This window comes from Acidovorax sp. GW101-11A03 (genome assembly GCF_059424825.1).
The window spans coordinates 136,154-160,236 of record NZ_JBWKZU010000003.1 but is presented as its reverse complement, the minus strand read 5'-3'; the positions used below and the strand labels follow the sequence as shown (position 1 = coordinate 160,236).

Annotated in this window: 24 protein-coding genes; 11 read left to right on the top strand and 13 right to left on the bottom strand. The window is 65.8% G+C overall.

Annotation, left to right across the window (positions count from 1 at the left end):
• Positions 1–11: 11 nt before the first annotated feature.
• The 4 genes from AC07Z7_RS02865 (at position 12) to AC07Z7_RS02850 (ending at position 2,388) form a co-directional block, all read left to right on the top strand.
• A complete protein-coding gene (locus tag AC07Z7_RS02865; RefSeq protein ID WP_094288519.1) occupies positions 12–380 on the top strand; it encodes a hypothetical protein in 369 nt (122 codons plus the stop codon).
• Positions 381–517: 137 nt separating this feature from the next.
• On the top strand, positions 518–1,486 hold the full coding sequence (locus AC07Z7_RS02860; RefSeq protein WP_494765257.1) for an MBL fold metallo-hydrolase: 969 nt from the start codon (positions 518–520) through the stop codon (positions 1,484–1,486).
• Positions 1,464–2,066 (top strand): histidine phosphatase family protein, encoded by a 603-nt coding sequence (locus AC07Z7_RS02855; protein WP_494765256.1) that lies wholly within the window; start codon positions 1,464–1,466, stop codon positions 2,064–2,066. The genes AC07Z7_RS02860 and AC07Z7_RS02855 overlap by 23 nt, the downstream gene beginning before the upstream one ends.
• Positions 2,067–2,217: 151 nt before the next feature.
• Complete coding sequence (locus AC07Z7_RS02850; protein WP_165773888.1) at positions 2,218–2,388, top strand: hypothetical protein; 171 nt, start codon at positions 2,218–2,220, stop codon at positions 2,386–2,388.
• Between the two features lie 100 nt (positions 2,389–2,488).
• On the opposite strand, the gene AC07Z7_RS02845 is transcribed toward AC07Z7_RS02850, so the two are convergent.
• Positions 2,489–3,403: a LysR substrate-binding domain-containing protein gene (locus tag AC07Z7_RS02845; protein ID WP_494765255.1), complete on the bottom strand. Its 915-nt coding sequence runs from the start codon at positions 3,401–3,403 to the stop codon at positions 2,489–2,491.
• A 161-nt stretch (positions 3,404–3,564) separates the two neighbouring features.
• Between AC07Z7_RS02845 and AC07Z7_RS02840 the strand changes: the two genes are divergently transcribed.
• Positions 3,565–4,563 (top strand): Bug family tripartite tricarboxylate transporter substrate binding protein, encoded by a 999-nt coding sequence (locus tag AC07Z7_RS02840; protein ID WP_494765254.1) that lies wholly within the window; start codon positions 3,565–3,567, stop codon positions 4,561–4,563.
• A complete protein-coding gene (locus AC07Z7_RS02835; protein WP_494765253.1) occupies positions 4,560–5,507 on the top strand; it encodes an N-formylglutamate amidohydrolase in 948 nt (315 codons plus the stop codon). Before AC07Z7_RS02840 ends, AC07Z7_RS02835 begins: the two co-directional genes overlap by 4 nt.
• Positions 5,508–5,582: 75 nt before the next feature.
• Here the strand turns inward: AC07Z7_RS02835 and AC07Z7_RS02830 are convergent, their stop codons facing one another.
• From AC07Z7_RS02830 to AC07Z7_RS02815, 4 genes are all read right to left on the bottom strand, one after another.
• A complete protein-coding gene (locus AC07Z7_RS02830; protein WP_494765252.1) occupies positions 5,583–8,060 on the bottom strand; it encodes a PAS domain S-box protein in 2,478 nt (825 codons plus the stop codon).
• A 68-nt stretch (positions 8,061–8,128) separates the two neighbouring features.
• Positions 8,129–8,923 carry an ABC transporter substrate-binding protein gene (locus AC07Z7_RS02825; protein WP_094288615.1) on the bottom strand — a complete coding sequence of 265 codons (795 nt, stop codon included), beginning with the start codon at positions 8,921–8,923 and terminating at the stop codon, positions 8,129–8,131.
• A 50-nt stretch (positions 8,924–8,973) separates the two neighbouring features.
• On the bottom strand, positions 8,974–9,744 hold the full coding sequence (locus AC07Z7_RS02820) for an HD-GYP domain-containing protein (RefSeq protein WP_494765251.1): 771 nt from the start codon (positions 9,742–9,744) through the stop codon (positions 8,974–8,976).
• Positions 9,745–9,746: 2 nt separating this feature from the next.
• Entirely contained in the window at positions 9,747–10,118 is a 372-nt protein-coding gene (locus AC07Z7_RS02815) for a response regulator transcription factor (RefSeq protein WP_094288503.1), read from the bottom strand.
• A gap of 146 nt (positions 10,119–10,264) precedes the next feature.
• Between AC07Z7_RS02815 and AC07Z7_RS02810 the strand changes: the two genes are divergently transcribed.
• From AC07Z7_RS02810 to AC07Z7_RS02795, 4 genes are all read left to right on the top strand, one after another.
• On the top strand, positions 10,265–10,954 hold the full coding sequence (locus AC07Z7_RS02810) for a response regulator (protein WP_291469043.1): 690 nt from the start codon (positions 10,265–10,267) through the stop codon (positions 10,952–10,954).
• A complete protein-coding gene (locus AC07Z7_RS02805; protein WP_494765250.1) occupies positions 10,951–11,679 on the top strand; it encodes a response regulator in 729 nt (242 codons plus the stop codon). The genes AC07Z7_RS02810 and AC07Z7_RS02805 overlap by 4 nt, the downstream gene beginning before the upstream one ends.
• Before the next feature lie 21 nt (positions 11,680–11,700).
• On the top strand, positions 11,701–12,390 hold the full coding sequence (locus AC07Z7_RS02800) for a glutathione S-transferase family protein (RefSeq protein WP_494765249.1): 690 nt from the start codon (positions 11,701–11,703) through the stop codon (positions 12,388–12,390).
• Between the two features lie 141 nt (positions 12,391–12,531).
• Positions 12,532–13,968, top strand: coding sequence for a GGDEF domain-containing protein (locus AC07Z7_RS02795; protein WP_494765248.1), 1,437 nt, complete (start codon positions 12,532–12,534; stop codon positions 13,966–13,968).
• Between the two features lie 19 nt (positions 13,969–13,987).
• On the opposite strand, the gene AC07Z7_RS02790 is transcribed toward AC07Z7_RS02795, so the two are convergent.
• From AC07Z7_RS02790 to AC07Z7_RS02760, 7 genes are all read right to left on the bottom strand, one after another.
• A complete protein-coding gene (locus tag AC07Z7_RS02790) occupies positions 13,988–15,061 on the bottom strand; it encodes an XdhC family protein (protein WP_094288493.1) in 1,074 nt (357 codons plus the stop codon).
• A 29-nt stretch (positions 15,062–15,090) separates the two neighbouring features.
• Entirely contained in the window at positions 15,091–15,720 is a 630-nt protein-coding gene (locus AC07Z7_RS02785) for an SRPBCC family protein (RefSeq protein ID WP_494765247.1), read from the bottom strand.
• Positions 15,721–15,762: 42 nt separating this feature from the next.
• On the bottom strand, positions 15,763–16,977 hold the full coding sequence (locus tag AC07Z7_RS02780) for a vWA domain-containing protein (RefSeq protein ID WP_494765272.1): 1,215 nt from the start codon (positions 16,975–16,977) through the stop codon (positions 15,763–15,765).
• A gap of 10 nt (positions 16,978–16,987) precedes the next feature.
• Positions 16,988–17,896: an AAA family ATPase gene (locus tag AC07Z7_RS02775; RefSeq protein WP_494765246.1), complete on the bottom strand. Its 909-nt coding sequence runs from the start codon at positions 17,894–17,896 to the stop codon at positions 16,988–16,990.
• Between the two features lie 194 nt (positions 17,897–18,090).
• The gene (locus AC07Z7_RS02770; RefSeq protein WP_494765245.1) at positions 18,091–18,882 is read right to left on the bottom strand and encodes an FAD binding domain-containing protein; all 792 of its coding nucleotides are present in this window, start codon (positions 18,880–18,882) and stop codon (positions 18,091–18,093) included.
• A gap of 12 nt (positions 18,883–18,894) precedes the next feature.
• Positions 18,895–21,282, bottom strand: coding sequence for a xanthine dehydrogenase family protein molybdopterin-binding subunit (locus AC07Z7_RS02765; RefSeq protein ID WP_494765244.1), 2,388 nt, complete (start codon positions 21,280–21,282; stop codon positions 18,895–18,897).
• A gap of 21 nt (positions 21,283–21,303) precedes the next feature.
• Positions 21,304–21,774 carry a (2Fe-2S)-binding protein gene (locus AC07Z7_RS02760; RefSeq protein WP_094288481.1) on the bottom strand — a complete coding sequence of 157 codons (471 nt, stop codon included), beginning with the start codon at positions 21,772–21,774 and terminating at the stop codon, positions 21,304–21,306.
• A gap of 178 nt (positions 21,775–21,952) precedes the next feature.
• Here AC07Z7_RS02760 and AC07Z7_RS02755 point away from each other — a divergent pair, with 178 nt between their 5' ends.
• Complete coding sequence (locus tag AC07Z7_RS02755) at positions 21,953–23,122, top strand: sigma-54-dependent Fis family transcriptional regulator (RefSeq protein ID WP_494765243.1); 1,170 nt, start codon at positions 21,953–21,955, stop codon at positions 23,120–23,122.
• 139 nt (positions 23,123–23,261) lie between these two features.
• Here the strand turns inward: AC07Z7_RS02755 and AC07Z7_RS02750 are convergent, their stop codons facing one another.
• Positions 23,262–24,071: a TOBE domain-containing protein gene (locus AC07Z7_RS02750; RefSeq protein WP_494765242.1), complete on the bottom strand. Its 810-nt coding sequence runs from the start codon at positions 24,069–24,071 to the stop codon at positions 23,262–23,264.
• Positions 24,072–24,083: the final 12 nt, after the last annotated feature.

The window sequence follows — 24,083 nt, the reverse complement described above, 5'->3', positions numbered from 1 at the left end:
TAACGGACACCATGAACCTGAACTACCTGGATTTTGACTACAGCGAAGACGCGGACGGCGTAGGTACGTTTGACGCCATGGCGAGCGTGCAGCCCGCGCAGATCCCCACATTGCACGCCGAAATCGTTGCAGTGCTGGCCTGGGCGCACCAGCATTGGCCCGATGCCTGCGGCCCCTCAGAAGACGGCGGCGAATGGCACTACGACCTGCATGGCACGCAGGAGGTCAGCACACCGCTGGCGCTGAGGTTTGACGACTCCGCCGGGCAACTTCACGCGACGGCAGGCAGCCCTGCCCCACCCCGGACCACGATCACCCTCACAGTCAGCGGGAGCCCCGCCTTTTGCGATGCACTGCGCGCGGCTTTCGCGATCGACTAGGCCCTCGATGCGGGGTTAACCCCAATTACCAGCAAAAGCCCCACGTTGCGAACAGGTTAGTGCAACGGCACGTGGCAATCTCTCAGGCATCGCCACAGTTGCGACTCCTCAGTTCAACTCAAGACCGGAGAGTTTTCATGCTGTCACGCCGCCACTTCCTGGGCGCAAGCCTGGCCACCACCGCTTACGCAGCGGGCTCCTTTGTCCCCGTGTGGGCACAGAACGCGCCCAACTTCGGAACCCCCACCTTGCCCAGTCCCGGCTTTCGCCGCATGAAAGTGGGCGATGTGGAAGTGATTGCGCTGAACGATGGCATCACGCGCCGCCCGCTGGGAGAGGAATTTGTGAAGAACGCGCCGCTGACAGAAGTGAAAGCTCTGCTGACGTCCCAGGGGTTGCCCACCGACTACATCGACGTGCCCTACACGCCCTTTCTGGTGGTGGCAGGCGCGCGCAAGATCCTCATTGACACCGGCTTGGGCGAGTTTGGCGGCGCCACCACCGGCAAGCTGCTCGACAGCCTGCGCGCAGCGGGACTGCAAGCGGCCGACATCGACACGGTGCTGATCAGCCACTACCACGGCGACCACATCAATGGCATCCGCAACAAGGCCGGTGAGTGGGTGTTCCCCAAGGCCAAGGTGATGGTGCCTGCCGCCGAACACGCGTTCTGGATGGACGACGCCCGCATGGCCGCTGCGCCTGCGGGCATGAAGGGCGCATTCGAGAACGTGCGGCGCACCTTTGCCACCATGCCCGCGGACACCCTGGTGCAGTTTGCGGCTGATGCGGAACTGGCGCCAGGAATCAAGTCCGTGGCGGCCTACGGCCACACGCCAGGCCATACGCTGTTTGAGCTGACTTCGTCGGGCCAGAAGTTCTTTTATGTGGCGGACCTGACCAACGTGCCTGCGCTGTTCGCACGCAACCCCGACTGGGCCGTAACGTTTGACATGGATGCCGAGGCTGCGCGCAAGGTGCGGCGTGAAGTGTTCCAGCGCATCACCGCCAGCAACGCCATGCTGGGTGGCTTCCACTTCCCGTTCCCGGCCTTTGGCCGCATGGCGGCTTCTGGCAACGGCTATGCCTTCCAGCCTGCTGCCTGAACCCCGCTTTGCGCGCCGTGCGGTGCTGGGCGCCGGGCTGGCCTTGGCCAGCCTGCGCAGCTGGGCGGCACAAGACCCGGATGCCGAAGCCTTGTTGCGCAAAGGCGGGGTGGTGGCCGCGTTCCGCCACTCGCTGGCCCCCGGCACGTTTGACCCCCCAGGATTCCGGCTGGGTGACTGCAGCACCCAGCGCAATCTGAGCGAAGAAGGCCGCGCACAGGCACGCAGCGTGGGCGCGTGGTTTCAGCAGCGGCAACTCCAGCCGGGCAAGGTTTTATCAAGCCCCTGGTGCCGCTGCGTGGACAGTGCCACCCTCGCCTTTGGTACGCCGCAGGTCTGGGCGGCACTCGGGTCGCCCCATGGCAGCCCGGAGACCACCAGCACGGCCCACCTGCGCGAACTGCGGGCTGCGCTGGCCACGGCATCGTCCCGGCCTGGTCGATTCGAGGCGTGGTTTACACACATGTTTGTGCTGTCCGACCTGGCAAACACCAACACCAGCTCGGGTGAAGCGCTGATCCTGCGGGCCGACACCAAAGGTAAAACCGAGGTGCTGGCACGTCTTGCGGTCCCTGGCTGACGAAGGGGCTGGCTCGCGCACCGGGTGCTGTGGGGGCCGCAGTTTGTGACGCCATGAGAGTCTGTAAAACAGCTGCCAAACAACTTTCAGCGCCCGGCCACCCGGCTGTGGCCTAAAATCGCTCTCTTTTCCACCAACTTTGAGACCTACCATGGGCAACAAGATCGTCACCGAAGCAGACCGCAAGCGCACCCCCCGCCCAACGCCCCTGCCCGGCTACACCCTGGCCACCCCCGGCCGTGGCCAGCGCGTGAGCCTGGAGCGCGGTGTGGCAACCCGCAGCAAGAAGAACCCTGGCAAGCGCTCCAAGAAGGGCGGCTGATCGCCAGATCGTCACAGGCCGGTGGCACAAACCGGCACCTTGCAAAAGAGCCCTCGCAAGAGGGCTTTTTGTTTTGCGTGCACGCTGTGCCAACCAGGCCCTACACAGGCATCGACCCAATGTCCTGGCGCGCCATCTCCAGCAGCCACTGGCGAAACACGGGCAGGCTGGCAGCCGTGTGGCGGCCGGGCAGGCGGCACAAAAAGTAGCCACGCTGCAGGCTGATCGGCAGGTCAAACGGCGTGACAAGGCGGCCCGCCTCCAGCTCCGCACGCACAAGGCAGCGCTGCACCAACGCCACGCCCATGTCGGCCAGGGCCGCCTGGATCAGGATGGAAACCTGATCGAACACCGTCGATAGCTCGGGCTCCACCCCTTCGACCCCAGCGGCACGCAGCCACTGAGCCCAGTTACCAGGGGATGTGGAATGGGCCAGCAAGGGTTCGGCAACCAGATCTGCGGGGCGCCGCCAGCGTTGCCTGGCTGCACGTGCTGGGTGGCACACGGGCACCACTTCGCGGCCGATGAGGTAGTCGCACTCCCAGGTGGGCCATTGCGACGGCCCCAAGCCGGTCAGGATGGCGGCATGTGGTGTGGGCCCCGAAAAATCCTCGTCCTTGCGGTAGGGGACGAAACGCACACGCACCTCGGGGTGCCGGGCCTGGAAATCCGGCAGGCGCGGCACCAGCCACACACTGGCCAATGTGGGCACCACCGAAAGAACCAGCTCCATGGTCTGCGAGGGGCCCACGCGCAGCGCCTCGCTTGCCGCTTCAATCACAGCCAAAGGTTCCCGCACGGCCTCCAGCAACTGTTCGCCAGACTGGGTAAGCACCATCTGGTGCGCACTGCGCCGCAGCAGCACCTTGCCGTAGTGGCTCTCCAGCCGCGCCACCGCCCGGCTGATGGCGCCCTGCGTCACACACAGTTCCTCGGCGGCCCGCGAAAAGCTGCCTGTGCGTACCACCGTGACAAAAGCATGCAGCTCAGACATGGATGCGGAATGAAGACGCATAGGGCACAGGAATGTGAAAGGAAGCGAACGCCAAAGGCAATGGCGCGATGACGGTTGTATGACCAATGGTAATGCAGCAATGCGAGACTGTCGTTTGCGGGCACGCGCCGTTCACAGGAGACTTGCCGGCACCTTTTTGGCCACCGAGACAACCCACCACCATGGCAACCTTCCACTCCTCCTTTTCACCCGCCCGCAGGGCCGCGCTGCTGGTGCTGGCCTTTGCACCATGGAGCGGCATGGCCCAAGCGCAGGCAAGCTACCCAGACCGGCCCATCAAGCTGATCGTGCCCTTTGCGCCCAGCGGCTCCACCGACCTGGCGGCCCGGCTGATTGCCGAATTTGCGAGCCGCGAGCTGGGTCAGCCCATCGTGGTGGAGAACAAGGCGGGGGCTGGCGGCTCGCTGGGCATGGAGCTGGTGGCCAAATCGCGTGCCGACGGCTACACCCTGGGCATGGCCACCATGAGCACGCATGGCTCCAATGCGGCCGCCTATGGCAGCCGCATGAAGTACGACGCGGTGCGGGACTTTGCCCCCATCTCCAACGTGGCCACCGTCCCCAGCGTGTTTGCGGTGCACGCGAACTTCCCCGCCAGGACCATGCAGGAGTTCATCGCACTGGCCCGTGCCAACCCCAACAAGTACACCTTCGGCTCTCCGGGCACAGGCTCGCTGGGGCATGCAAACGTTGAACATTTCTCCAGCCTGGCCAAGATCCAGCTGCTGCATGTCCCCTACAAGGGCGCGGGCATGGCACTCAATGACGCCGTCGCCGGGCAGGTCGATGGCATCACCGACAACCTGCCTTCTGCATTGCCCCACATCAAGTCAGGCCGCCTGCGCGCCCTGGCGGTGCTGTCGGACAGCCGCTCGGCCCTGCTGCCCGACGTACCGACCTACGGCGAGCTGGGTTTCAAGGAAATGGGCTCAGGGGGCTGGTTCGGCGTCGTCGCCCCAGCGGCCACGCCAGCCCCGGTGGTCAACCGGCTCAACCAGGCGATCCACGCGGCCATGAAACAACCCGACTTCATCAAGAAGATGGACGACGCAGGCGCCACGCTGATTCCTGGCACGCCGGCGCAGTTCGGGGTGCAGATCCAGCAAGCGCTGGAGCGCTATGCGCGCGTGGCAAAGGTCGCCAAGCTGTCTGCAGAATGAGCGCGCCGCACCTGCACAGCGGGGAACCCGCATTCACCCTGCGCGCCCCGGTGGCACCTGCCATTCCGCTGGTCTGCGACTCCCCGCACAGTGGCACCACCTATCCGGAAGATTTCGGCCACGCAGTCCCCCGCGCACTTCTGCGCGCAGCGGAAGACACGCATGTGGAGGCCCTGTGGCATGCCGCCCCGGAGTTGGGCGCCACTTTGCTGGCAGCGCATTTCCCGCGCAGCTACATCGATGCCAACCGCACGCTCGATGACCTGGACCCGGCATTGCTCGACGCCCCCTGGCCGACGCCACTGGCCCCCAGTGAAAAGACCCGCCTAGGGTATGGCCTTATCTGGCGCAACGTGAACGCCACCACCCCCATCTATGCCCGCAAGCTCCCGGTGGCCGAGGTACAGCGGCGCATCAGGCGCTGCTACCAGCCCTACCACGAGGCACTCGCCACTGCCATCGAGCACACCCATGCACAATTCGGCGCCGTCTGGCACCTGAACCTGCACTCCATGCCCAACAACGCCTACGAACGGCTTCAGATCCAGAGCGAGCACCCTCTGGCCGACTTCGTGCTGGGCGACCGCGACGGCACCACCTGTGAGCCAGCTTTCGTGGACCTGGTGGAGCAGGAACTCAAAGCTCGGGGGTACACGGTGGCGCGCAACAACCCCTACAAGGGCGTGCAGCTCATCGCACAGATCGGCCAACCCGGGCACCAGCGGCACAGCTTGCAGGTGGAAATCCGGCGGCCGATCTACATGGACGAAGCCAGCCGCGAACGCAGCGCCCAGTTCGATGCCGTGCAGCGGGATCTCAGCGGTGTACTGGAGGCCATTGCACGCTACCTCCGGGAGCATTCAGCAGTGCGACGATCAGGCTCAACAGCTCAACCAGAGTTTCCGCAGGCAGCACCAGTGGCGCCGCACGCGATCGCGCCATAGAGGTAGCTATTACAAGCGGTCTCTCTGCAAAAAACACCTGTGGCAGGCTGGTTGCCGCAGTTTGGCGAGGTCCGACTACTCCAGCCCCAAGGGCGCAGGCATGGTTTCCGCTTGCCCCCTTGCTGGCAGGACGATGTGAAAGGCCGCGCCGCTGGCGGGCACATTGCGGGCATAGATCTGCCCTCCCATAGCCTCCACAATCTTGCGGCAGATAGCCAGCCCCAGGCCTGTCCCCCCTGAACCGTCCTTGGTTTTGCTCGACTGCACAAACGCCTCAAATATGGTTTCGAGTTCGGACTCCGGAATGCCTGGCCCCTCGTCATGCACCACCAGGTGCACCTGGCCTTGCGGGTCCATGAAGCCCTGCAGCGTGATGGTGCTGCCCGGTGGCGAAAATTTGATGGCATTGGCCACCACATTGCGGATCACTTGCTGAAAGCGCAGCGGGTCGGCCTTGGCCACCAAGGGCGTATCGGACATGTCCATGTCCATCATCAAATGGCTGCGTTCCAGAAGTGGCTCCAACTCACGGATGACCGGGCGCACCACACCACGCAGGTCGATGCGCTCCAGGTGGAAGGTCCCCACCGTGCTCTCCAGCTTCGAAACCTCCAACAGGTCGTTGACCAGCGTCAGCATGCGCTTGCCCGCAAGATGAATGTCTTCAAACATTCCCGCTAGCTTGGGCTGCGCACGCCCGCGCAACATGCCCAGCTCGGCGAAACCCAGGATGGACTGCAGTGGGGTGCGCAGTTCATGGCTCATGTTGGCCACAAACTCCGACTTGGCCCGCGACGCCTCTTCGGCCGCATCACGTGCCTCCTGGGTCGCACGCTCGGCCTCGCGGAACTCACTCACGTCCATCAGGATGCTGAGCACACCCGTCACCCGGCCATGCTCGTCTTCAATCGCCGCCTTGGCGACCCGCGTGTCACGCCGCGATCCGTCCCCGTGGCGAACCTTGGTGTCCAACAAGGCCCGCCCACCCCAGCGCAGCAACTGGACGTTAGAGGACTGGTGCACCTTGGCCTCATCGGGTGGAAGGACGGATACGAATTCCCGACCCAGCACGGTTGCGCGCTGCCGCCCTTTGTATTGCTCCCAGGCCTTGTTGACCAACATGAATCGCCCCTGCTCATCGGTGACCGAGATCGGAAGCGGGTTGGTCTCCAGCAGCAAATCCTGGAACGCCAACTGAGAATGCAACTGTTGCTGCGCAACCCAACGCTCCGTCACATCCACTGCGCTGCCAGCAAAGCCTGTCACACGCCCTTCGGAAAGCAACGGAACCACCGCGAGCTGCAACATCATCTCCTTGCCCTCGCCTACGCTCAGCACGACCTGGCATGTACGCACCCCATCGGCAGAAGTGGGATTCAGCACCCTGGCAAGCTCCGCTCGGCTCAATGGGGCCACAACGTCCCGCAGATTCTGCCCCTTGGCCCGCGTTGCTGCATCTCCTGTAAAAGCCGTCCAATGGGCATTGACATAGGTGATGACACCATCGGCATCGGTGCGAAAGATCAACTCCTGCACACTGCGCATCAGGACTGACAGTTCTCGCTCATTGCGAGCTACCCGGGCATGCGCTGCATCCACTGCACGGCGCGCGAACTCCCGGGTTCTCACACTTCGCCACACCACAAAGGTCAACCCGACTACCAGCAAAACCAGCGCAATGCCAATGCCCAGCAGGGCACGTGCTTCCCGCAACCAGCGCTGCACAGCACTGCGCGAGGACTCTTCAACAATCACCAACAGTGGCTTGGTACCCGAAACGCGAAAGCCGACGATCTGGTTCTCGCCCAACACGCCCGCACCAATATAGGCCGCGTGCTCTTGACCGGGCAGGTAATGCGTGAACACGGGAACACGCTGGTTGACCCAGGTCCCGACGTATCCGGCTGCGGGCCCGGAAGTTGCAAGAACCTGCCCCCCGTAAGAGGTCACCACCGAATCAAAGCTGTCTGTCTCCAGCGTCAGATGCTGAAAATTTGAGAGCGAATCCGGGTTGACCAAAGCGATCAATGTCAACTCGTGCCCGGCTTCGTTCTTGTAGCTGTACAGCATCGGCACGAACGCCACGCCAGCCGGTGCCGGTGCAGCAGCTCCATGAAGGCGGATTGCCTGCAAGCCACGCCCAGGGGTTAGTGTTCCCAGAACGCTACGACCGAGGGTGGGCTTGCCTCCAAGCCGGGACATGTCCACGAACGTTTCTGCATCCCCCTTTTGCGTACTGGCCACAATGCGGCCGCCGGTATCCACCACCGCCAGGCTACGCAGAAACGACAAGCCCGTCAAAGCCTGGGTCAGAGCTTCTTCCATCCGCCGGGGGTCTGCCGCCACCGAACCCAGCGCGGGTGCGATGGCCAGGGCCTCCAGTGCCAACTCAGCGGTCTCGAAGGTTCGGGTGGCCTGGTCCTCCAGGATGCGGGCCAGCATCGTGGCATGCGACAGGTCATTGGCCCGGGCTCCTCGAAAGTCATTCACAGCCAACGCCCCCACGGCAAGCAGACTCGCCAGCGCAGCGAGCGCCCCCACCACCAGGACCATGGTACTTGCGTGCGAGATCCACGAAACAGACCTCAGGGACAACTGCTCCAGATGGCGCATGAGGCCCATCAGCGCACCACGATGGATTTGAGGCCATGGTGGCCCGCTGCGCGTAGCAGCCGACCGTCTGCCTTTATGCGAGAGACAAAGGCATCCACAGCAGCGAGCCAGGCAGCATCCCCTTGCTTCACCGCGTAAGCGTAAGGGAGCACGGAGAAGGGCTCCGAAGGTTCGATCAGCCGGGCCCAGTCCGCGTTGTCCAGCAAACGTCTGCTGTAAGGGTAGTCGGTCATGAACACATCCACGCGTCCTGCAACCAGTTCACGCTCTCGGGTTGCGGGGGGGCTGATCTTCACCAAGGTTGCACTCTTAAGGCGCTGCGCCATGATGGGCTCCATGAACGTACCAGCCTGAACGGCCACCATCACCCCCGGCTTGTCGATATCGGCCCATTGTTTGACCACCACGTTGCTTTTGGTGGTGACAGCATAGATGTCGCTTTGCATGTAGGGCTGCGTGAAAGCGAGTTTTTCCATGCGCTGCGGCAGCATGCCAACGGCAAACATCGCAACATCGCAGCGGTCTTGACGCAAGTCTTCGATCAACGTTGCGAATGAGGACTCTACGTACTCAACTTTGACCTTGAGGTCGCGCCCCAGTTCGGCCGACAGCTCAATGTCGATACCCGCCAGCTCCTGGGTGCGTGGGTGGCGATAGGTCACCCCATAGTAGTCTGGCCAGATGCAGACCTTCGCCAGGGCCTGGCCCTGCACACGATCCAGCACCGGGCCCGCAGCGGCACTTGTGGCGACCAAGGCCGTGCACAGGCCTGCGGCCACGCTCCATCGATTCAGACAAGACATCAGCATACGGACTCCTTGAAATTCGGCTTTTTCCAGCACATGTTTTCGCCCTAGGGCGAGTCAATCAGCGAATCGAACGAAGGGCACTCCTGCGTGATCCTGCAGCGCAGGGCATTGATGGCCTCGGCATGCGCCAGGAAGGCATCCACCACCACCGGGTCGAAGGCACGGCCCCGCTCTGCCTTCAGCATCTCCAGCGCCTCCTCCACGCTGAAGGCGGGGCGGTAGACACGGTCCATGGTGAGCGCATCAAAAAAATCAACCACGGCAGTGATGCGACCCGACAGCGGAATGGCATCCCCGGCGAGCCCCGCCGGATACCCTGCACCGTCATAGCGTTCATGGTGGGTCAAGGCCACCTCTGCGGCCATGCGAAACACCGGAATGCGGGAGCGGCCCAGAATCTCTGCCCCCATGGCGGCATGGCCGTTCATGATCTCCCGCTCCTCGGGGGTCAGCTTGCCGGGTTTCTTGAGCACGCTGTCGGGCGTGCCGATCTTGCCGACATCGTGCATGGGGGCCGCCTTGCGCAGCATGCGGGCAAAACCCACCGTTTGCCCCAGAGCCAAAGCCAGCGCCTCTGCCAGGTAGCCAATGCGCACGATGTGAATGCCCGTGTCATCGTCCTTGAGGTCGGCGGCCGCCGACAGGTGCAGCAAGGCCTCATGGTGGGCCCGGGTGACTTCGCGCAGGGCCTCGTTGCGCTCGCGGTACATGCGGCCGAAGTCGTCCACAAAACGCTCCATCTGCGCTGCGGCGGCTTCATCGAAACAGCGCGCCCCTTCTTGGGCCTGAGGCGCAAGGTACGAAAGGGCTGCCATGATCACAACGCCGCCTCCATGCGGTAGATCGTCTCCAGGACCTGCAAGGTGCTGAAAGGCTTCATCAGGTAGTCATCCGCACCGGCAACGAACCCCGCCGCCCTGTCATCGGACTGCACCCGCGCCGTAAGCATGACAACCTTGGTGTGCCGCATCCCCGGATCGGATTTGATGCGACGGCACACATCCAGGCCGTTCAAGGTGCCCGGCATCATCACATCCAGCAGCACGATGTCTGGCTGCAGCTCGCGGGCCAGCGCCCAGCCTGCGTCCCCGGTGGCGGCTTCATGGATCTCGAAGTCATCGAACTCCAGCGTCATCTTCAGCAGTTTGCGGATATCCATGTGGTCTTCAACGATCAAGATCTTCTTCACGGCAAGCCCCTTTCCAGGACATGAATCAATTAGGAGCAGAAAACCACCAAGCCAGGTGATTTTTTTGCGATTGATTGAATCATATCAATCATTTTTATCAAATACAAGATCTCCAACATAAAAAAATCGTCCAAAATGCGCGATCTATGCAATCTGACAAATTCCCATCGGAGCGCCAGGCACCGGACCACTACACCACGCTCGAAGTGGCCAAGATCCTTGGCATGGCCGTGCGCTCGGTCCAGCTCATGGTGGACCGCAACGAGCTGGAAGCCTGGAAAACCCCCGGAGGGCACCGGCGAATATCTCGAACCTCTGTAGAACGCTGGGCCAGCGCCCATGGCTTGGCAGGCGCTGGCAGCGCGCCAATCTCTCCTGCGCCACCTCCGGCTCCCGCTACCCGCTCTTCCACGCCTGCCGCACAGTCAGCGACACCGGCATCGGTGCATGCGCCGCAGATCCTGCTGATTGAAGACTCCGTCCATTTCCAGAACCTCGTGGGGCTGATCGTGAAGCAGCACTTTCCAGGGGCAGTGCTGCAAGTGGCCAATGACGGGATCACGGGACTGGCCCTGTATGGCCAGATCCAGCCCGACGTGCTGATCGTTGACATCCTGCTGCCGGGCATCGACGGCGCCACCCTGATTACCACCCTGCGCTCACACCCGCAGTTTGCGCGCAGCCACCTCATCGTCGTCACATCGCTGGACGAAGCGCAGCGCGAGCCCTATGCCTTTGCCCTGCAGGGAGTGAAGGTGATCCACAAACCCCGGCTGGTGGCAGAGTTGCCTGCAGTCCTCGCGACCTGCCTGCCACAGGGCCAGGTGCCGTCATGAACCTGCCCCGGGTGCTGCTGGTCGAAGACGATGCCTCCATCGCTCGCTTCGTGGAGCTGGCGCTGGAAGAACTGCCCATCGAGCTGGTCACCTGCACCAATGTGGGCGACGCCCTGCTGGCGCTGCAGGCCGGCCACACACGGATCATCATCACCGACCTCATGCTGCCCGGCGAGTCTGGCATCGGCCTGGTGCAGCGGCTGCTGCACGAGCCGGGCCTGGGCCATCCGATCCCTGTCGCGGTCTTCAGTGCCGGACTGACCCCTGCCGTGCGCGACCAGCTGGGTGCCATGAAGGTGTGGCGCATGCTCTCCAAACCCGCCTCGGTGACGGAACTGGAAAACTGTGTGCGCGACGCCTTGGCCCTCCCTATGAGCCCATCCGCTGATGCGCAGCCTTCGCAGGCACCAGCACCCGCCACCCAGGCCGAGGCCGAAGCGATAGCCACCCACTTTGCGGGCGACGAGTTCCTGTTCAGGGCCTACCGCGCCAGTTGCCTGCAGCAGTTCCCTGCCGATGTGCACCAGGGCGATGCAGCGTGCGCTGCGCAGGACTGGCCCACCCTGCGTCGCCTGGCACATAGCCTGGCCACTGTGCTGCTGACGCTGGGGCACCCCACGCAAAGCGTGCGGGCGCGACAGCTGGAGAACGCCGCCGCCCAACTCGCCGCCAGCCAATGCCTGGACCACTGGAGCAAGCTGCGCGCATTCATGATCCAGCTCTGACAACCTGCACAGGACCACACCATGATCACTGTCCACCACCTCGAAACCTCCCGCTCGCAGCGTGTTCTTTGGCTGCTAGAAGAACTGGGCGTTCGTTACGAACTCAAAATCTACCAGCGCGACAAGGCCACCAAGCTGGCCCCGCCGGAACTCAAGAAAATACATCCCCTGGGCAAATCCCCTGTGATCACAGACGGTGGTGAGGTCATCGCCGAGTCGGGTGCCATCATCGAATACCTGGTGGAAACCTATGGCGCCCAGGCCAGTGGCGACCTGGCACACCTGCAACCGGCACCGCGCACTCCAGAGCACCGCCAGTGCCGCTTCTGGATGCACTACGCCGAAGGATCGCTCATGAACTGGCTGGTGATGAAGCTGGTGTTCATGACCATCCCCACCCAGCCCATGCCCTTCTTCGTGAAGCCCATTGCGCGCCAGCTGTGCAGCACGGTGCAGAAGAAGCTCATCGACCCCAACGTGGACAGCGCGCTGGCCTTCATCGAAGCGCACCTGGCCACCCACCGCTGGTTTGCGGGGGAACACCTCACCATGGCCGACTTCCAGATGAGTTTTGCGGTGGAGGCCCTGCTGTCCCGCGCCAATGACGCCAGCGGCAGTCCGCATCTGCGTGCCTACAAGCAGCGCATGGAAGCACGCCCGGCGTACCAGCGCGGCATCGCCAAGGGCGGGCCAGTGGTGATGGGTGCCTGAGGGCCTTTTTTACGATCTGAGTCCCAGCCCCCCCTTCCCCGGGTGATGGGCGACGGGCCTGGAAGATATGTAAGCAAATAGCTGTTTACGTAACAAAAGCATAAAATTTCGCATCCATCCCGACCCTTGGGGGGATGCACCATGCCCAGCAACCCAATCCAGCGGCCGGCCCAGGCCCACCTTGCCAATGAACCGGCAGGGCACCGGGAACGTTTTGCCGCCGGGGCCACCATCCTGGTGTCGGTGGTGCTGTTCATGCTGGCAGTGCCCTACGCCACGGTGGCACTGGTCCCCTTTCCGGCCTTCATTCCCATCTACGTCACCGCCCTGGTGATCTTTGACCTGATCACGGCCGTGCTGCTGTTCGGGCAGTACCGCGCGCTGGGCGCTGTGGGGCTGCTGGTGCTGGGGGGCGCCTACCTGTTCACCGCCACGGCCACGGCGGCCTATGCACTGATCTTTCCAGGCCTGTTCGCGCCCACGGGGCTGCTGGGCTCGGGGCCGCAGACCTCGTCCGCGCTGTACATGCTGTGGCATGCGGGCTTTCCACTGGCCGTGATGGCCTACGCCCAGATCAAACACCACAGGCCACCCGGCCCGCAATGGTGGGAGCACGGCCGCGCCCACCGGGGCATTCTGGCCACGGTGGGCGTGGTGCTGCTGGTGGTGGCCCTGTGGACCGGATTCGCCACCGCCGGGCACGCGCACCTGCCGGTGTTCCTGGATGGCAACCGCACCACCGCCACGGGCAAGCTGGTGCTGGCTGGTATCTGGCTGCTCAGCCTGGCCGCACTGGTGCTGCTGTGGCGCCGCAAGCCCCATGCGCTGCTCGACGTCTGGCTGCAGGTGGTGATGTGCGTCTGGCTGCTGGACATTGCCCTGGCTGCCTTGCTCAACACGGGACGCTACGACCTGGGCTGGTACATGGGGCGCATCTACGGTCTGCTGGCGGCGGGCTTTTTGCTCATCGTGCTGCTCAGCGAAAGCGCCCGGCACCAGGCGCAGTTGCGGCAGGTGACTGCGGCGCTGGAGGCAGCCAACGCGAGCCTGTGGCGCCTTTCGATGCAGGATGGCCTGACCGAGCTGGCCAACCGCCGCGCCTTCGACCTGCACCTGGCTGAGCAGCTGGCCCTGGCCACGCGGCACCACCGCCCGCTGGCGCTGGTGCTGATGGACGTGGACCACTTCAAGGCCTACAACGACGAATACGGACACCAGCTGGGCGACGAGTGCCTGCGAACCATCGCCAAGGTGCTGCGGGCCAGCGGCAAACGCCCTTCAGACCTGGCGGCCCGCTACGGGGGCGAGGAGTTTGCGCTGGTGCTGCCGGAGACGGACAGCCACGGTGCGCTGCACATCGCCACGGCCACACAAGGCGCGGTGGCACGGCTGTCGATCCCGCACAGCCAGTGCTCCACCGGCCCGCATGTGAGCATCAGCGCCGGCATCGCCGCCATCCACCAGGGCGAGGCCATGACGCCGCAGCACTTGATCGAGACCGCAGACAAGGCGCTGTACGAGGCCAAGAGGGCCGGACGCAACCGCGTGGTGCTGCAGGACATTCCCTGCTCGGCCTGACCCGCACCGACGGCCGGCTTCAGCCCACGCCACACACCCGGGCTCCCGGGTCGTTGTGCGCCAGCTCGCGCTCGTTTTTGGCCTGGGCCACTTCCATGTCGCGCGGCAGGGTCACGCCGTTCTTCACGGCCAGGATCTCGGCCATCACGCTCACCGCGATCTCGGGCGGCGTCTTGCTGCCGATGTAGATGCCAATCGGGCCGCGCAGGCGCGCCAGGCTGGCCTCGGTCTGGTCGAAGTGCTCGATCATGCGCGCGCGGCGGGCTTCGTTGTTGCGGCGCGAGCCAATGCCGCCCACATAAAACGCCTCGGTGTTCAGCGCCTCCAGCAGCGCCAGGTCGTCGAGCTTGGGGTCGTGCGTGAGCGCTACCACGCAACTGCGGCGGTCGGGCTTGAAGGCCAACACCACGTCGTCGGGCATGTCGCTCACCACCGTGGCGCCTGCCACGCTCCAGCTGCCCCGGTATTCCTCGCGCGGGTCGCACACCGTCACGGCAAAGCCGTTGAACAAGGCCATGGTGGCCAGGTATTCGGCGAGCTGCCCGGCGCCGATGAGCAGCATGCGGTACTCCGGCCCGAAGGTGTTGGTGAGCTGCACCGCATCCACCGCCAGTTCTTCTGGCGCCTGCGTGGGCGCCAGGGTCACGGCGCCATCGGCCAGGCGCACCGTGCGCTGCATGAGGCGCCCGGCGGCCAGCTGGGCAATCAACGCGGCCAGCAGGGTGGGATCGGGGTCGTACTCCAGCAGCAGCTCCAGCGTGCCGCCACAAGGCAGGCCAAAGCGGTGCGCTTCGTCGGCACTGATGCCGTATTTGACAAACGACGGTGGCCCGCTGGGAATGCTGTGGGCACCATCGTTTGTTGCCGCAGCGGCCTGCGCATAGGCGCGGGTGTGGCGGTCGATCAGGTCGTCCTCGATGCACCCACCCGACACCGAGCCCACCACCGCACCATCCTCACACAACGCCATGATGGAACCCACCGGCCGGGGCGACGAGCCCCAGGTGCGCACCACCGTGGCCAGCAGCGCGCGGCGCCCTGCAGCCCGCCAGCCCTGCAGGGTGCGCAGCACCACAACGTCCAAATTTTCCATGACTCGCTTCCTCTGGGTACCCGGATCACTCAGCCGCGATTGAACCACCAAGCCAGCAACACCAGGGCCCCTGCGCCAACACCCCACGCCCATGCAGGGATACCCCCGCCCTGGATGGCGCCACCGCCACCCGGGGGGGTGATGGCCTCGGCCTGCACGGCATCCGACGCACCGGCCTTCGGGACCTCGACACGCGGGAAACGGCGCTGCATCTCGTCGTCGAAGCGCTTGAAAAAATCCTCCGCCATGCTCTTCGCGGCACCGTCGATGAGGCGCTGGCCCAGCTGGGCGATCTTGCCGCCCACGGTGGCGTGCACTGTGTAGTGCAGCTCACAACTGGCCTGCCCCACCCCATCCACGGCCAAGGGCACCAGTTTGACCTGGGCGCTGCCCTTGCCAAACCCCGCCACACCGCCCGAGCCGTCAAAGGCGATGCTGTAGCTCTCGGGTGGCACGATGTCAGACAGCGTGATCTTGCCCGCGAACTTGGCCGACACGGGTCCGATCTTGAGGGCCATGGCCACAGCGTACTGGTTGTCCCCCGTGGGCTCGACCTTGTCGCAGCCGGGGATGCACAGCTTGAGGACCTCGGGGTCGTTGAGTGCTTCCCAGGCCTGCTGCTGGCTCACGGCAAGGGTGCGGCTGGCTTGCATTTCCATAGTGGTGTTCCTTGTGGGGGGGCGGTTTATTGTCGAAATCGATCATTGCCGCAGCACGCTGGCCAGGCTGGCGGCCAGGTCCTGCAGGCGGCTGAGGTTGTGCACGGCCACCATGCCGTGGGCCTGGCGGTGCAAGGCCGCCGCTCCCCGTGCCGTGGGCGCATAGCCTTCAAAGCGCAGCAAGGGGTTGAGCCACAGCAGGCGGCCGCAGTGGCGACGCAGCCAGGCCAGCTCCTGCGTCAGCACCTCGGGCGCGCCGGTGTCCAACCCGTCGCTGATCAGCAGCACCAGCGTGCGCCGCCCCACCAGGCGCCGCGCATGCTGCTGCCGCAGCTGGGCCAGGCTGTCACCCATGCGTGTGCCACCGGCAAAGTCGTTGATGGCCTGGCTGGCCACCTGCAGCATGGCGTCGGTGTCGGCGAGGCGGAAGGCGGGTGTGAGGTCGGTCAAGCCCGTGCCAAACGCAAACACGTCGCGGCGCACGGCGGCGCCGGTGTGGCGCGGTGCGGTGGCCGCGTGCAAAAAGGCCAGTAGCAAGCGGGCGTAGCGCTCCATGGAGCCCGATACGTCCACCAGCACCAACAACGGCAGCGGTCGCTGGCGCCGCTGCAGCAAGGGGATATGCAGCACCTCGCCCCCACTGCGCGCCGCATGGTGCATGGCGCCGGGCCAGTGCGGGCGGCTGCCGCGTGCGCCAGGCCGGGTGCGGCGGGCGGCGTAGTGCGGCAAGGGCAAAGGCACGTCACGCGCCAGGCGCTCTACCAGGATGTATTCGCTGGCCGAGAGCTGGTTGAAGTCAGCCTGCCGCAGGCGCTGCAGGTCGCTGGCCGTCATGGCGGCATCGAACTCGATCTTGTCTTCTTCGCGCGCAGGCGGCGCATTGCGTGCAGCGCGTACCGGAGCCAATGCCTCGCTCACGCGCGGGCGGCGTTTGACGGGCTCGGCCTTGGACTCTGCGCTGGGCAGCATCTGTGCCAGCAGCTTCTGGGCCACGTCAGGGTTCTTGAAGTAGGCATCGAACAGCTCGCGAAAGACCAGCCGGTCCTGCTCGCGGCTGACCAGCACGGCCTCCAGCGCAGCGCAAAAATCCTCTCGCTGCAGGCCCACGAGCATCACCGCCTGCTGGGCCAACGCCATGCGGGCAGCGTCCACCCGCACACCGGCGCGACGCAGGGTGCGGCCAAAGCCGCTCAGGTTGTCGGCGAGCTTGCCGGTGCGGGCATCGCCGAGCTGGGAGAGCACCGCGCCCTCAGCCATGGGACGGCTCTCATGCATCGGTGTCGGCGGGCTGCAGCAGCTGCACCGCCATGTCGCGCGTGAGCGCCGCCAAGTCCTCACGCTGCTTGAACAAGATGCCCGCCGTGTCGGACACCACCTCCGGGTCCACCACGATGGTGTCGAGCGCGACCAGGGCCTTGGCCCACTCCACGCTCTCCGCAATGCCCGGCGCGCGCTGGAAGGCATTGGCAAACGGCTGGCTGCGCAGGCGGCCCACAAACTCGGCCACCTGCTGCGCCAGCGCCGCGCTGGCGCCCGGCACCTGCGCGCGCACGATGGCCAGCTCGCGCTCACGCTCGGGGTAGTCCAGCCAGTGGTACAGGCAGCGGCGCTTGACAGCGTCGTGCAGGTCGCGCGTGCGGTTGCTGGTAAGGATGGTGACGGGCGTGGCGCTGGCGCGCACCGTGCCGATCTCGGGGATGCTCACCTGGTACTCGCCCAGGTACTCCAGCAGGAAGGCCTCGAAGGGCTCGTCGGCGCGGTCCACCTCGTCGATCAGCAGCACGGCACCCGGCGCAGGTGCCTGCAGCGCCTGCAGCAAGGGGCGGCGGATGAGGTAGCGATCCTGGTAGACCTCCCGCTCCACCTGCGCCATGTCGGCACTGCCCTGTCCCTCCGCAGCCCGCATGTGCAAGAGCTGGGCGGCGTAGTTCCATTCGTACAGCGCCTCGCGCTGCTCCAGGCCGTCGTAGCACTGCAGGCGGATCAGTCTGCGCGAGAGTACTTCAGACAGCGCCTTGGCCAGCGCCGTCTTGCCCACGCCGGGTTCGCCCTCCAGCAGCAGCGGGCGCTGCAGCCTGAGCGCCAGGAACACCGCAGTGGCCAGCCGCCGGTCGGCAAAGTAACCCACGCTTTGCAGCGCCTGCACCAGGGCATCGACGGTGGTTGGCAAACTCATTGCTACTCTTTTAATAGCTTCTTGCGCTTGATAGACGCGCGCAGGAGGCCGATTTGGCTATAAATCGTTGTTGTCGGCACTGTGCCCGGGCTCTGGCAGGTGCTGTCCGCACAGCTGGCATGCCCCGCGCAGCAGGCCGCAGATCGGGTCATGCCCTGGTGGGCACACCCGGCCTGCGGTGCGGCGCGCCTCGCTCAGCCAAGCATCTTCTGCACCGCCCGCTGCGTCTGCACGCTGATCAGGTTGGCGCGGTAGGCAGCGCTGGCGTGGATGTCGCTGTTCAGCTCGCTGGCGTCGATCTTCACCCCCGCAGCCGCTGCAGGCGTGAAGCTCTGGCTCAGCGCCGCCTCCAGCCCCGCGTGGCGGAACACGCTGGTCGCCGCGCCGGTGATGGCCACGCGCACGCCGCTGCCCGTCTGCGCCACAAACACTCCCACCAGCGAGAAGCGCGACGCGGGCTGCTTGAACTTCATGTAGGCCGCGCGCTGGGGGATGGGGAAGCGGATGGCAGTGATGATTTCACCCTCCTCCAGCGCCGTGGTGTACATGCCCACAAAGAAGTCGTCGGCTGCGATCTCGCGTTTGTTGGTAATGACCGTGGCGCCCAACCCGAGCACGGCACTGGGGTAGCAGGCCGCCGGGTCGTTGTTGGCCACCGAGCCGCCCAGCGTGCCGCGTGCGCGCACCTGCCGGTCCCCAATGTGGGCAGCCAGGTCGGCCAGTGCGGGGATGGCGGCCTTCACGTCCGCGCTGTTCGCAACGTCCATGTGGCGTGTCATGGCGCCGATGACGAGGGCATTGCCGTCGCGTCGGATGCCCGCGAGTTCGGTCACGCCATTCAGGTCCACGATCCTCTCGGGGTTGGCCAGGCGCAGGCGCATGGACGGCAGCAGGCTTTGCCCGCCCGCCAGCAGCTTGCCGCCCTGGGCGATGTGTTGCGCAGCTGCGGCGACGGAGGTAGGCGCTTCAAAGGTAAATGCGTACATGGTCGAATCTCCTTATGCCTTGGCCGACTGGATGGCTTCCCACACGCGGTGCGGCGATGCGGGCATGTCGAAGTCCTTCACACCCAGGGGGCGCAGGGCATCGAGCACGGCGTTGATCACCGCCGGGGGCGAGCCAATGGCCCCGGCCTCGCCGCAGCCTTTGGTGCCCAGCGGGTTGTGCGTGCAAGGGGTGCACACATGGCCGAGCTTGAACTCGGGGAAGTCATCGGCGCGCGGCATGGCGTAGTCCATGAAGCTGCCGGTGAGCAGCTGGCCTGTCTCACGGTCGTACACGCAGTTCTCCAGCAGCGCCTGGCCGATGCCCTGCACCAGCCCGCCATGCACCTGGCCTTCCACGATCATGGGGTTGATGATGGTGCCGAAGTCGTCCACAGCGGTGAACTTGTCCACCCGCGTGGCGCCCGTGGCGGGGTCCACCTCCACCTCGCAGATGTAGGTGCCTGCGGGGAAGGTGAAGTTGGTCGGGTCGTAGAACGCAGTTTCGTTCAGGCCCGGCTCCAGCTTGTCCAGCGGGTAGTTGTGCGGCACATAGGCCGTGAGCGCCACCTGGCCAAACGGGATCTTCTTGTCCGTGCCGCGCACGGTGAACTCGCCGCCGCTGAAGTCGATGTCGGCGTCGCTCGCCTCCATCAAATGCGCCGCGATCTTCTTGGCCTTGGCCTCGATCTTGTCCAGCGCCTTCATGATGGCCGCGCCGCCCACGCTGATGGAGCGCGAACCGTAGGTGCCCATGCCAAACGGAACGCGGCCCGTGTCGCCGTGCACGATGTCCACGTTCTCCACCGGGATGCCCAGGCGCGCGGCCACCACCTGCGCAAAGGTCGTCTCATGCCCCTGGCCGTGGCTGTGCGAGCCGGTGAACACCGTCACGCTGCCCGTGGGGTGCACGCGCACCTCGCCGCATTCAAACAGCCCGGCGCGTGCGCCCAGGGCGCCTGCGATGTTGGACGGCGCAATACCGCAGGCCTCGATGTAGCTGCTGTAGCCGATGCCACGCTTGAAGCCCTTGGCCTCGCTGGCCGCCTTGCGCGCCGCAAACCCGGCCACGTCGGCCAGCTGCTGCGCCTGCGTCATGCACGCGTGGTAGTCGCCAATGTCGTACTGCAACGCCACCGGCGTCTGGTACGGAAAGCTGGTGATGAAGTTGCGCTTGCGGATCTCGTCCTGGCCCAGGCCCAGCTCCCACGCGCAGCGGGTAACCAGGCGCTCCAGCAGGTAGGTGGCCTCGGGCCGGCCCGCGCCCCGGTAGGCATCCACCGGCGCGGTGTTGGTGAACCACGAATCCACCTCGACATAGACCTGCGGCGTGGTGTACTGGCCCGCCAGCAGCGTGGCGTACAGGATGGTAGGCACGGCGCTGGCGAAGGTGCTGAGGTAGGCGCCCAGGTTGGCGTGGGTGTGCACCCGCATGGCCAGGAACTTGCCGTCCTTGTCCAGGGCCATTTCGGCGTGGCTGATGTGGTCGCGGCCATGCGCATCGCTCAGGAAAGACTCGCTGCGGTCCGCCACCCACTTGATGTTGCGGTTGAGCTTCTTGGCGGCCCAGGTCAGGCACACGTCCTCGGCATACAGATAGATCTTGGAGCCGAAGCCGCCGCCCACATCGGGCGCAATCACGCGCACCTTGTGCTCGGGCAGGCCCATCACAAACGCCGTCATCAGCAGGCGCTCGACGTGCGGGTTCTGGTTGCTCACGTACAGCGTGTACTCGTCACTCGCGCGGTTGTAGCTGCCGATGGCGGCGCGTGGCTCCATCGCGTTGGGAATGAGCCGGTTGTTGATCAAATCAAGCTGGGTGACATGGGCCGCGCCCGCAAACGCGGCGTCCACCGCGCCCTTGTCGCCAATGGCCCATTTGAAGCAGTGGTTGTCGGGGGCAATGTCGTGCAGCGCCGCACCCGCCACCGCGCCCGCAGCGGCATCGGCCACGTTGACCACGGCGGGCAGCACGTCGTAGTCCACTTCCACCAGCTCGGCCGCATCGCGCGCCTGCTGCAGCGTCTGGGCCACGACCATGGCCACGTGGTCGCCCACATAGCGCACCTTGCCTTGCGCCAGGATGGGGTGCGGCGGCTCCTTCATGGGCTCGCCATTGGTGCTGGTGATGAGCCAGCCGCAAGGCAGGCCGTTGATGTTGTCGGCGGCCACGTCCGCGCCCACAAACACACCCAGCACGCCCGGTGCCGCCTTGGCGGCGCTGGTGTTGATGCTGTTGATCTTGGCGTGCGCGTGCGGCGAACGCACAAACACCGCATGGCTTTGCGCGGCCAGCACCACGTCGTCGGTGTACTGGCCCGCACCGGTGAGGAAGCGGTAGTCCTCCTTGCGCTTGAGCGATTCGCCAATGTGCGGCAGCTTGGAAAAGTCGGATGCACCCATGGTTGTTCTCCTTTTTCCTGGTTAGGCCGATGCCATGGCCTTCTGGCCAACCTGCACTGCGCGCACGATGTTCTGGTAGCCCGTGCAGCGGCAGATGTTGCCTTCGAGCAGCTCGCGGATCTCGGCTTCGCTCGCACCGGGGTGGTTCTTGCACAGGTCCACCGCGCTCATCACCATGCCGGGCGTACAGAAGCCGCACTGCAGGCCGTGGCACTCCTTGAACGCGGCCTGCATGGGGTGCATGGTGCCGTCGGCAGCGGCCATGCCTTCGATGGTGGTCACCTCGGCCCCCTGGGCCTGCACGGCCAGCATGGCGCAGGATTTGACGGCGCGGCCGTTCACGTGGACGGTGCAGGCGCCACACTGGCTGGTGTCGCAGCCCACATGGGTGCCGGTGAGCGCCAGGTGCTCTCGCAGCGCATGGACAAGCAGGGTGTTGGGAGGGACGTCAACACTGGCAGCGCGCCCGTTGACCGTGAACTGGACTTGCATCTGGCTGTCTCCTGAATAGGTTGTAGCTGGACTGACCTCGCGCATCTTCTGCCGCCCCCCACCACCCATCCCTAGGGACAACCCTAGATTTCCGGGGGCCCTCGCCGGATATTCTCAAAATGAAACATGTTGCAGCGCACACCGGCGCATCATGCGCAGCTCAAGGATCCGGATCACCATGCTGCCCTCCGCCCCCACCTCCACCGCCCACCGCCACGCGCTGATTGCGCAGGCCCGCCAGACCCTGCTGGCGGAGGGTGCAGCGCCCGTGCGCGCAGAGGTGGAGCCCTGGATCGCGCGGTCGTGGCAGCGCTGCCTGGCGCAGGGTATGGACCCCACGCAGCGTGTGGTGTTCGAGGCCGTGAGCGCCCCGGCGCTGCGCCACAGCCTGGAGCAAAACCAGGCCCTGCTGCGCGCGGCCCGCCCTGTGCTGGAGCAGCTCACGCGCGCCATTGCGGGCATGCGCTACTTCGCCATCCTGACCGACGCCCGGGGCACCGTGGTCGAGGTGCAAGGCCACTGCGACCCCAGCGACCCGCGCGCCAGCAGCATCGGCCGCGTGGGCATTGATCTCTCGGAAGCCGCCGTGGGCACCACGGCCATCGGTGCGGCGCTGGCCGAGCTGCAGCCCGTGTGGCTGCACCGGGGCGAGCATTTTCTGGACGACAACGGCAGCTACAGCTGCGCGGGCGCACCGCTGTTCGACCCCGAAGGCCGGTGCATGGGCATGCTGGACTTGACCGGCATCGATGTGCCCGAGCGGCCGGAGCTGCGCCACCTGGTGGCGCGCTCGGCCCGCGCCATGGAAGACGCCCTGCTGCTGCAGCGCCCCCACGCGCTGCTGCTGCGCATGAACTGGCCCGGCTGCATGCTGGGCAGCGAAGGCGACGGCCTGCTCGCACTCGACGCCGATGGCTGCGTGGTGGGCGCGAACAGCATGGCCCGCCAGCTGGTGCCCCAGCCCTTGCGCGCGCCCGGTGCCACCACCCACTGCAGCGACCTGCTGGCCATGCCCTGGACCATGTTGTTTGACGCGGCCCGGCGCCACCCCGTGCAGCCGCTGGATTTGCCCCTGTGGTCAGGCCTGCGCCTGCAGGCCATGGCCCAGTGGCCCGCGCACACCCACCGCAGCAGCGCCGCCAACCCCGTCAGCGCGTTCAGTCCCACCGGGGCCACGCCCCTGGTTTCTCCCCCCCCGCCAGTGGCCGCGCCGCTGCGCGAGGCCGAGACCGCCCTGATCCGCCAGGCCGTGCTGGACGCCCGGGGCAACGTGGCCGAGGCGGCCCGCGCACTGGGCATCAGCCGCGCCACGGTGTACCGCAAGCTGGGCACGCCCAAGGGGTCGTGAACGGCGCCGCGCCAGCCCACCTTGCCCGCACGCTGTCGATCAGAGTCAAAATTTTGATAAAAAAAGGCCTCTGCGCGCGACCATATTGCCTTTTAAGCTATCAAATATATAGCGCAATCATCCCGCAAAACAACGCCGCTCAGAGCTCTGCCAGTGCCAGCACTACGGCGTTTTCCTCCACGACCAGCACCACGGCGCTGCCCGCGCGCAGCCCGCTGTGGGGCGCAGCAAAACCCACCATGTGCAGGCCCGCCGCCAGCTCGGCCGACACCTCATCGCCCGATTCACCCCGCACCACACGCGTGGCCCGGCCGGGCAGCCGCAGGGTGCCAGCGGGCGCTGCAGTGGCGGGGGCAGGTGCCGCGCGCCCACCACGCTCCACCCGCACCGCCGTGGCCTTGCACAGCGCCAGCACGGCCAGCCCCGGCTGCAGGCCCAGCAGCTCGGCGCTCTCGCGGGTGATGCGTGCGGCCAGCGCCCCGGCACCTGCCACGTCGCCCACAGCACCCGCTCCCTCCAGCTGCAGGTGCGCACACACGATCTGCCCCTGCACCGTGAGCCGGTCCACCACACAAGGCAGCTGGTTGCGCATGCTGGTGCGCACCGCCAGCCGCGCCAGTGCCGGGCCCGCGTGGGGTGTGGCCTGCCAGCGCGCCAGCACGGCGCCGCGCGCCTGCGCCATTGCATCGGCGGCGGCCAGCAGCTGGTGGCCCGCCTGGGTCAGCTGCGCGCCGCCGCCGCCCGCCCCGCCCACGGCCCGGGCCACCAGCGGTGTGCCCGCGAGGTTGGTGAGTGTGTCCACCGCCTGCCACGCGGCCTTGTAGCTCACGCCCACGGCGCGGGCGGCCTGCGAGATGGAGCCGCAGGCGCCAATCTGGCGCAGGATGTCGATGCGTTTGTCGGTCAGCGCATGGCCCAGCGCGTCGGTGAGGGAGAGTGAAGCAGGCATGGGCTGATGATG

Excerpts from the sequence above, each read along its gene's own strand:
- AC07Z7_RS02865 (WP_094288519.1), top strand. The coding sequence starts at position 12 with ATGAACCTGAACTACCTGGATTTTGACTACAGCGAAGACGCGGACGGC.
- AC07Z7_RS02860 (WP_494765257.1), top strand. The coding sequence starts at position 518 with ATGCTGTCACGCCGCCACTTCCTGGGCGCAAGCCTGGCCACCACCGCT.
- AC07Z7_RS02855 (WP_494765256.1), top strand. The coding sequence starts at position 1,464 with ATGCCTTCCAGCCTGCTGCCTGAACCCCGCTTTGCGCGCCGTGCGGTG.
- AC07Z7_RS02850 (WP_165773888.1), top strand. The coding sequence starts at position 2,218 with ATGGGCAACAAGATCGTCACCGAAGCAGACCGCAAGCGCACCCCCCGC.
- AC07Z7_RS02845 (WP_494765255.1), bottom strand. The coding sequence starts at position 3,403 with ATGCGTCTTCATTCCGCATCCATGTCTGAGCTGCATGCTTTTGTCACG.
- AC07Z7_RS02840 (WP_494765254.1), top strand. The coding sequence starts at position 3,565 with ATGGCAACCTTCCACTCCTCCTTTTCACCCGCCCGCAGGGCCGCGCTG.
- AC07Z7_RS02835 (WP_494765253.1), top strand. The coding sequence starts at position 4,560 with ATGAGCGCGCCGCACCTGCACAGCGGGGAACCCGCATTCACCCTGCGC.
- AC07Z7_RS02830 (WP_494765252.1), bottom strand. The coding sequence starts at position 8,060 with ATGGTCCTGGTGGTGGGGGCGCTCGCTGCGCTGGCGAGTCTGCTTGCC.
- AC07Z7_RS02825 (WP_094288615.1), bottom strand. The coding sequence starts at position 8,923 with ATGTCTTGTCTGAATCGATGGAGCGTGGCCGCAGGCCTGTGCACGGCC.
- AC07Z7_RS02820 (WP_494765251.1), bottom strand. The coding sequence starts at position 9,744 with ATGGCAGCCCTTTCGTACCTTGCGCCTCAGGCCCAAGAAGGGGCGCGC.
- AC07Z7_RS02810 (WP_291469043.1), top strand. The coding sequence starts at position 10,265 with ATGCAATCTGACAAATTCCCATCGGAGCGCCAGGCACCGGACCACTAC.
- AC07Z7_RS02805 (WP_494765250.1), top strand. The coding sequence starts at position 10,951 with ATGAACCTGCCCCGGGTGCTGCTGGTCGAAGACGATGCCTCCATCGCT.
- AC07Z7_RS02800 (WP_494765249.1), top strand. The coding sequence starts at position 11,701 with ATGATCACTGTCCACCACCTCGAAACCTCCCGCTCGCAGCGTGTTCTT.
- AC07Z7_RS02795 (WP_494765248.1), top strand. The coding sequence starts at position 12,532 with ATGCCCAGCAACCCAATCCAGCGGCCGGCCCAGGCCCACCTTGCCAAT.
- AC07Z7_RS02790 (WP_094288493.1), bottom strand. The coding sequence starts at position 15,061 with ATGGAAAATTTGGACGTTGTGGTGCTGCGCACCCTGCAGGGCTGGCGG.
- AC07Z7_RS02785 (WP_494765247.1), bottom strand. The coding sequence starts at position 15,720 with ATGGAAATGCAAGCCAGCCGCACCCTTGCCGTGAGCCAGCAGCAGGCC.
- AC07Z7_RS02780 (WP_494765272.1), bottom strand. The coding sequence starts at position 16,977 with ATGGCTGAGGGCGCGGTGCTCTCCCAGCTCGGCGATGCCCGCACCGGC.
- AC07Z7_RS02775 (WP_494765246.1), bottom strand. The coding sequence starts at position 17,896 with ATGAGTTTGCCAACCACCGTCGATGCCCTGGTGCAGGCGCTGCAAAGC.
- AC07Z7_RS02770 (WP_494765245.1), bottom strand. The coding sequence starts at position 18,882 with ATGTACGCATTTACCTTTGAAGCGCCTACCTCCGTCGCCGCAGCTGCG.
- AC07Z7_RS02765 (WP_494765244.1), bottom strand. The coding sequence starts at position 21,282 with ATGGGTGCATCCGACTTTTCCAAGCTGCCGCACATTGGCGAATCGCTC.
- AC07Z7_RS02760 (WP_094288481.1), bottom strand. The coding sequence starts at position 21,774 with ATGCAAGTCCAGTTCACGGTCAACGGGCGCGCTGCCAGTGTTGACGTC.
- AC07Z7_RS02755 (WP_494765243.1), top strand. The coding sequence starts at position 21,953 with ATGCTGCCCTCCGCCCCCACCTCCACCGCCCACCGCCACGCGCTGATT.
- AC07Z7_RS02750 (WP_494765242.1), bottom strand. The coding sequence starts at position 24,071 with ATGCCTGCTTCACTCTCCCTCACCGACGCGCTGGGCCATGCGCTGACC.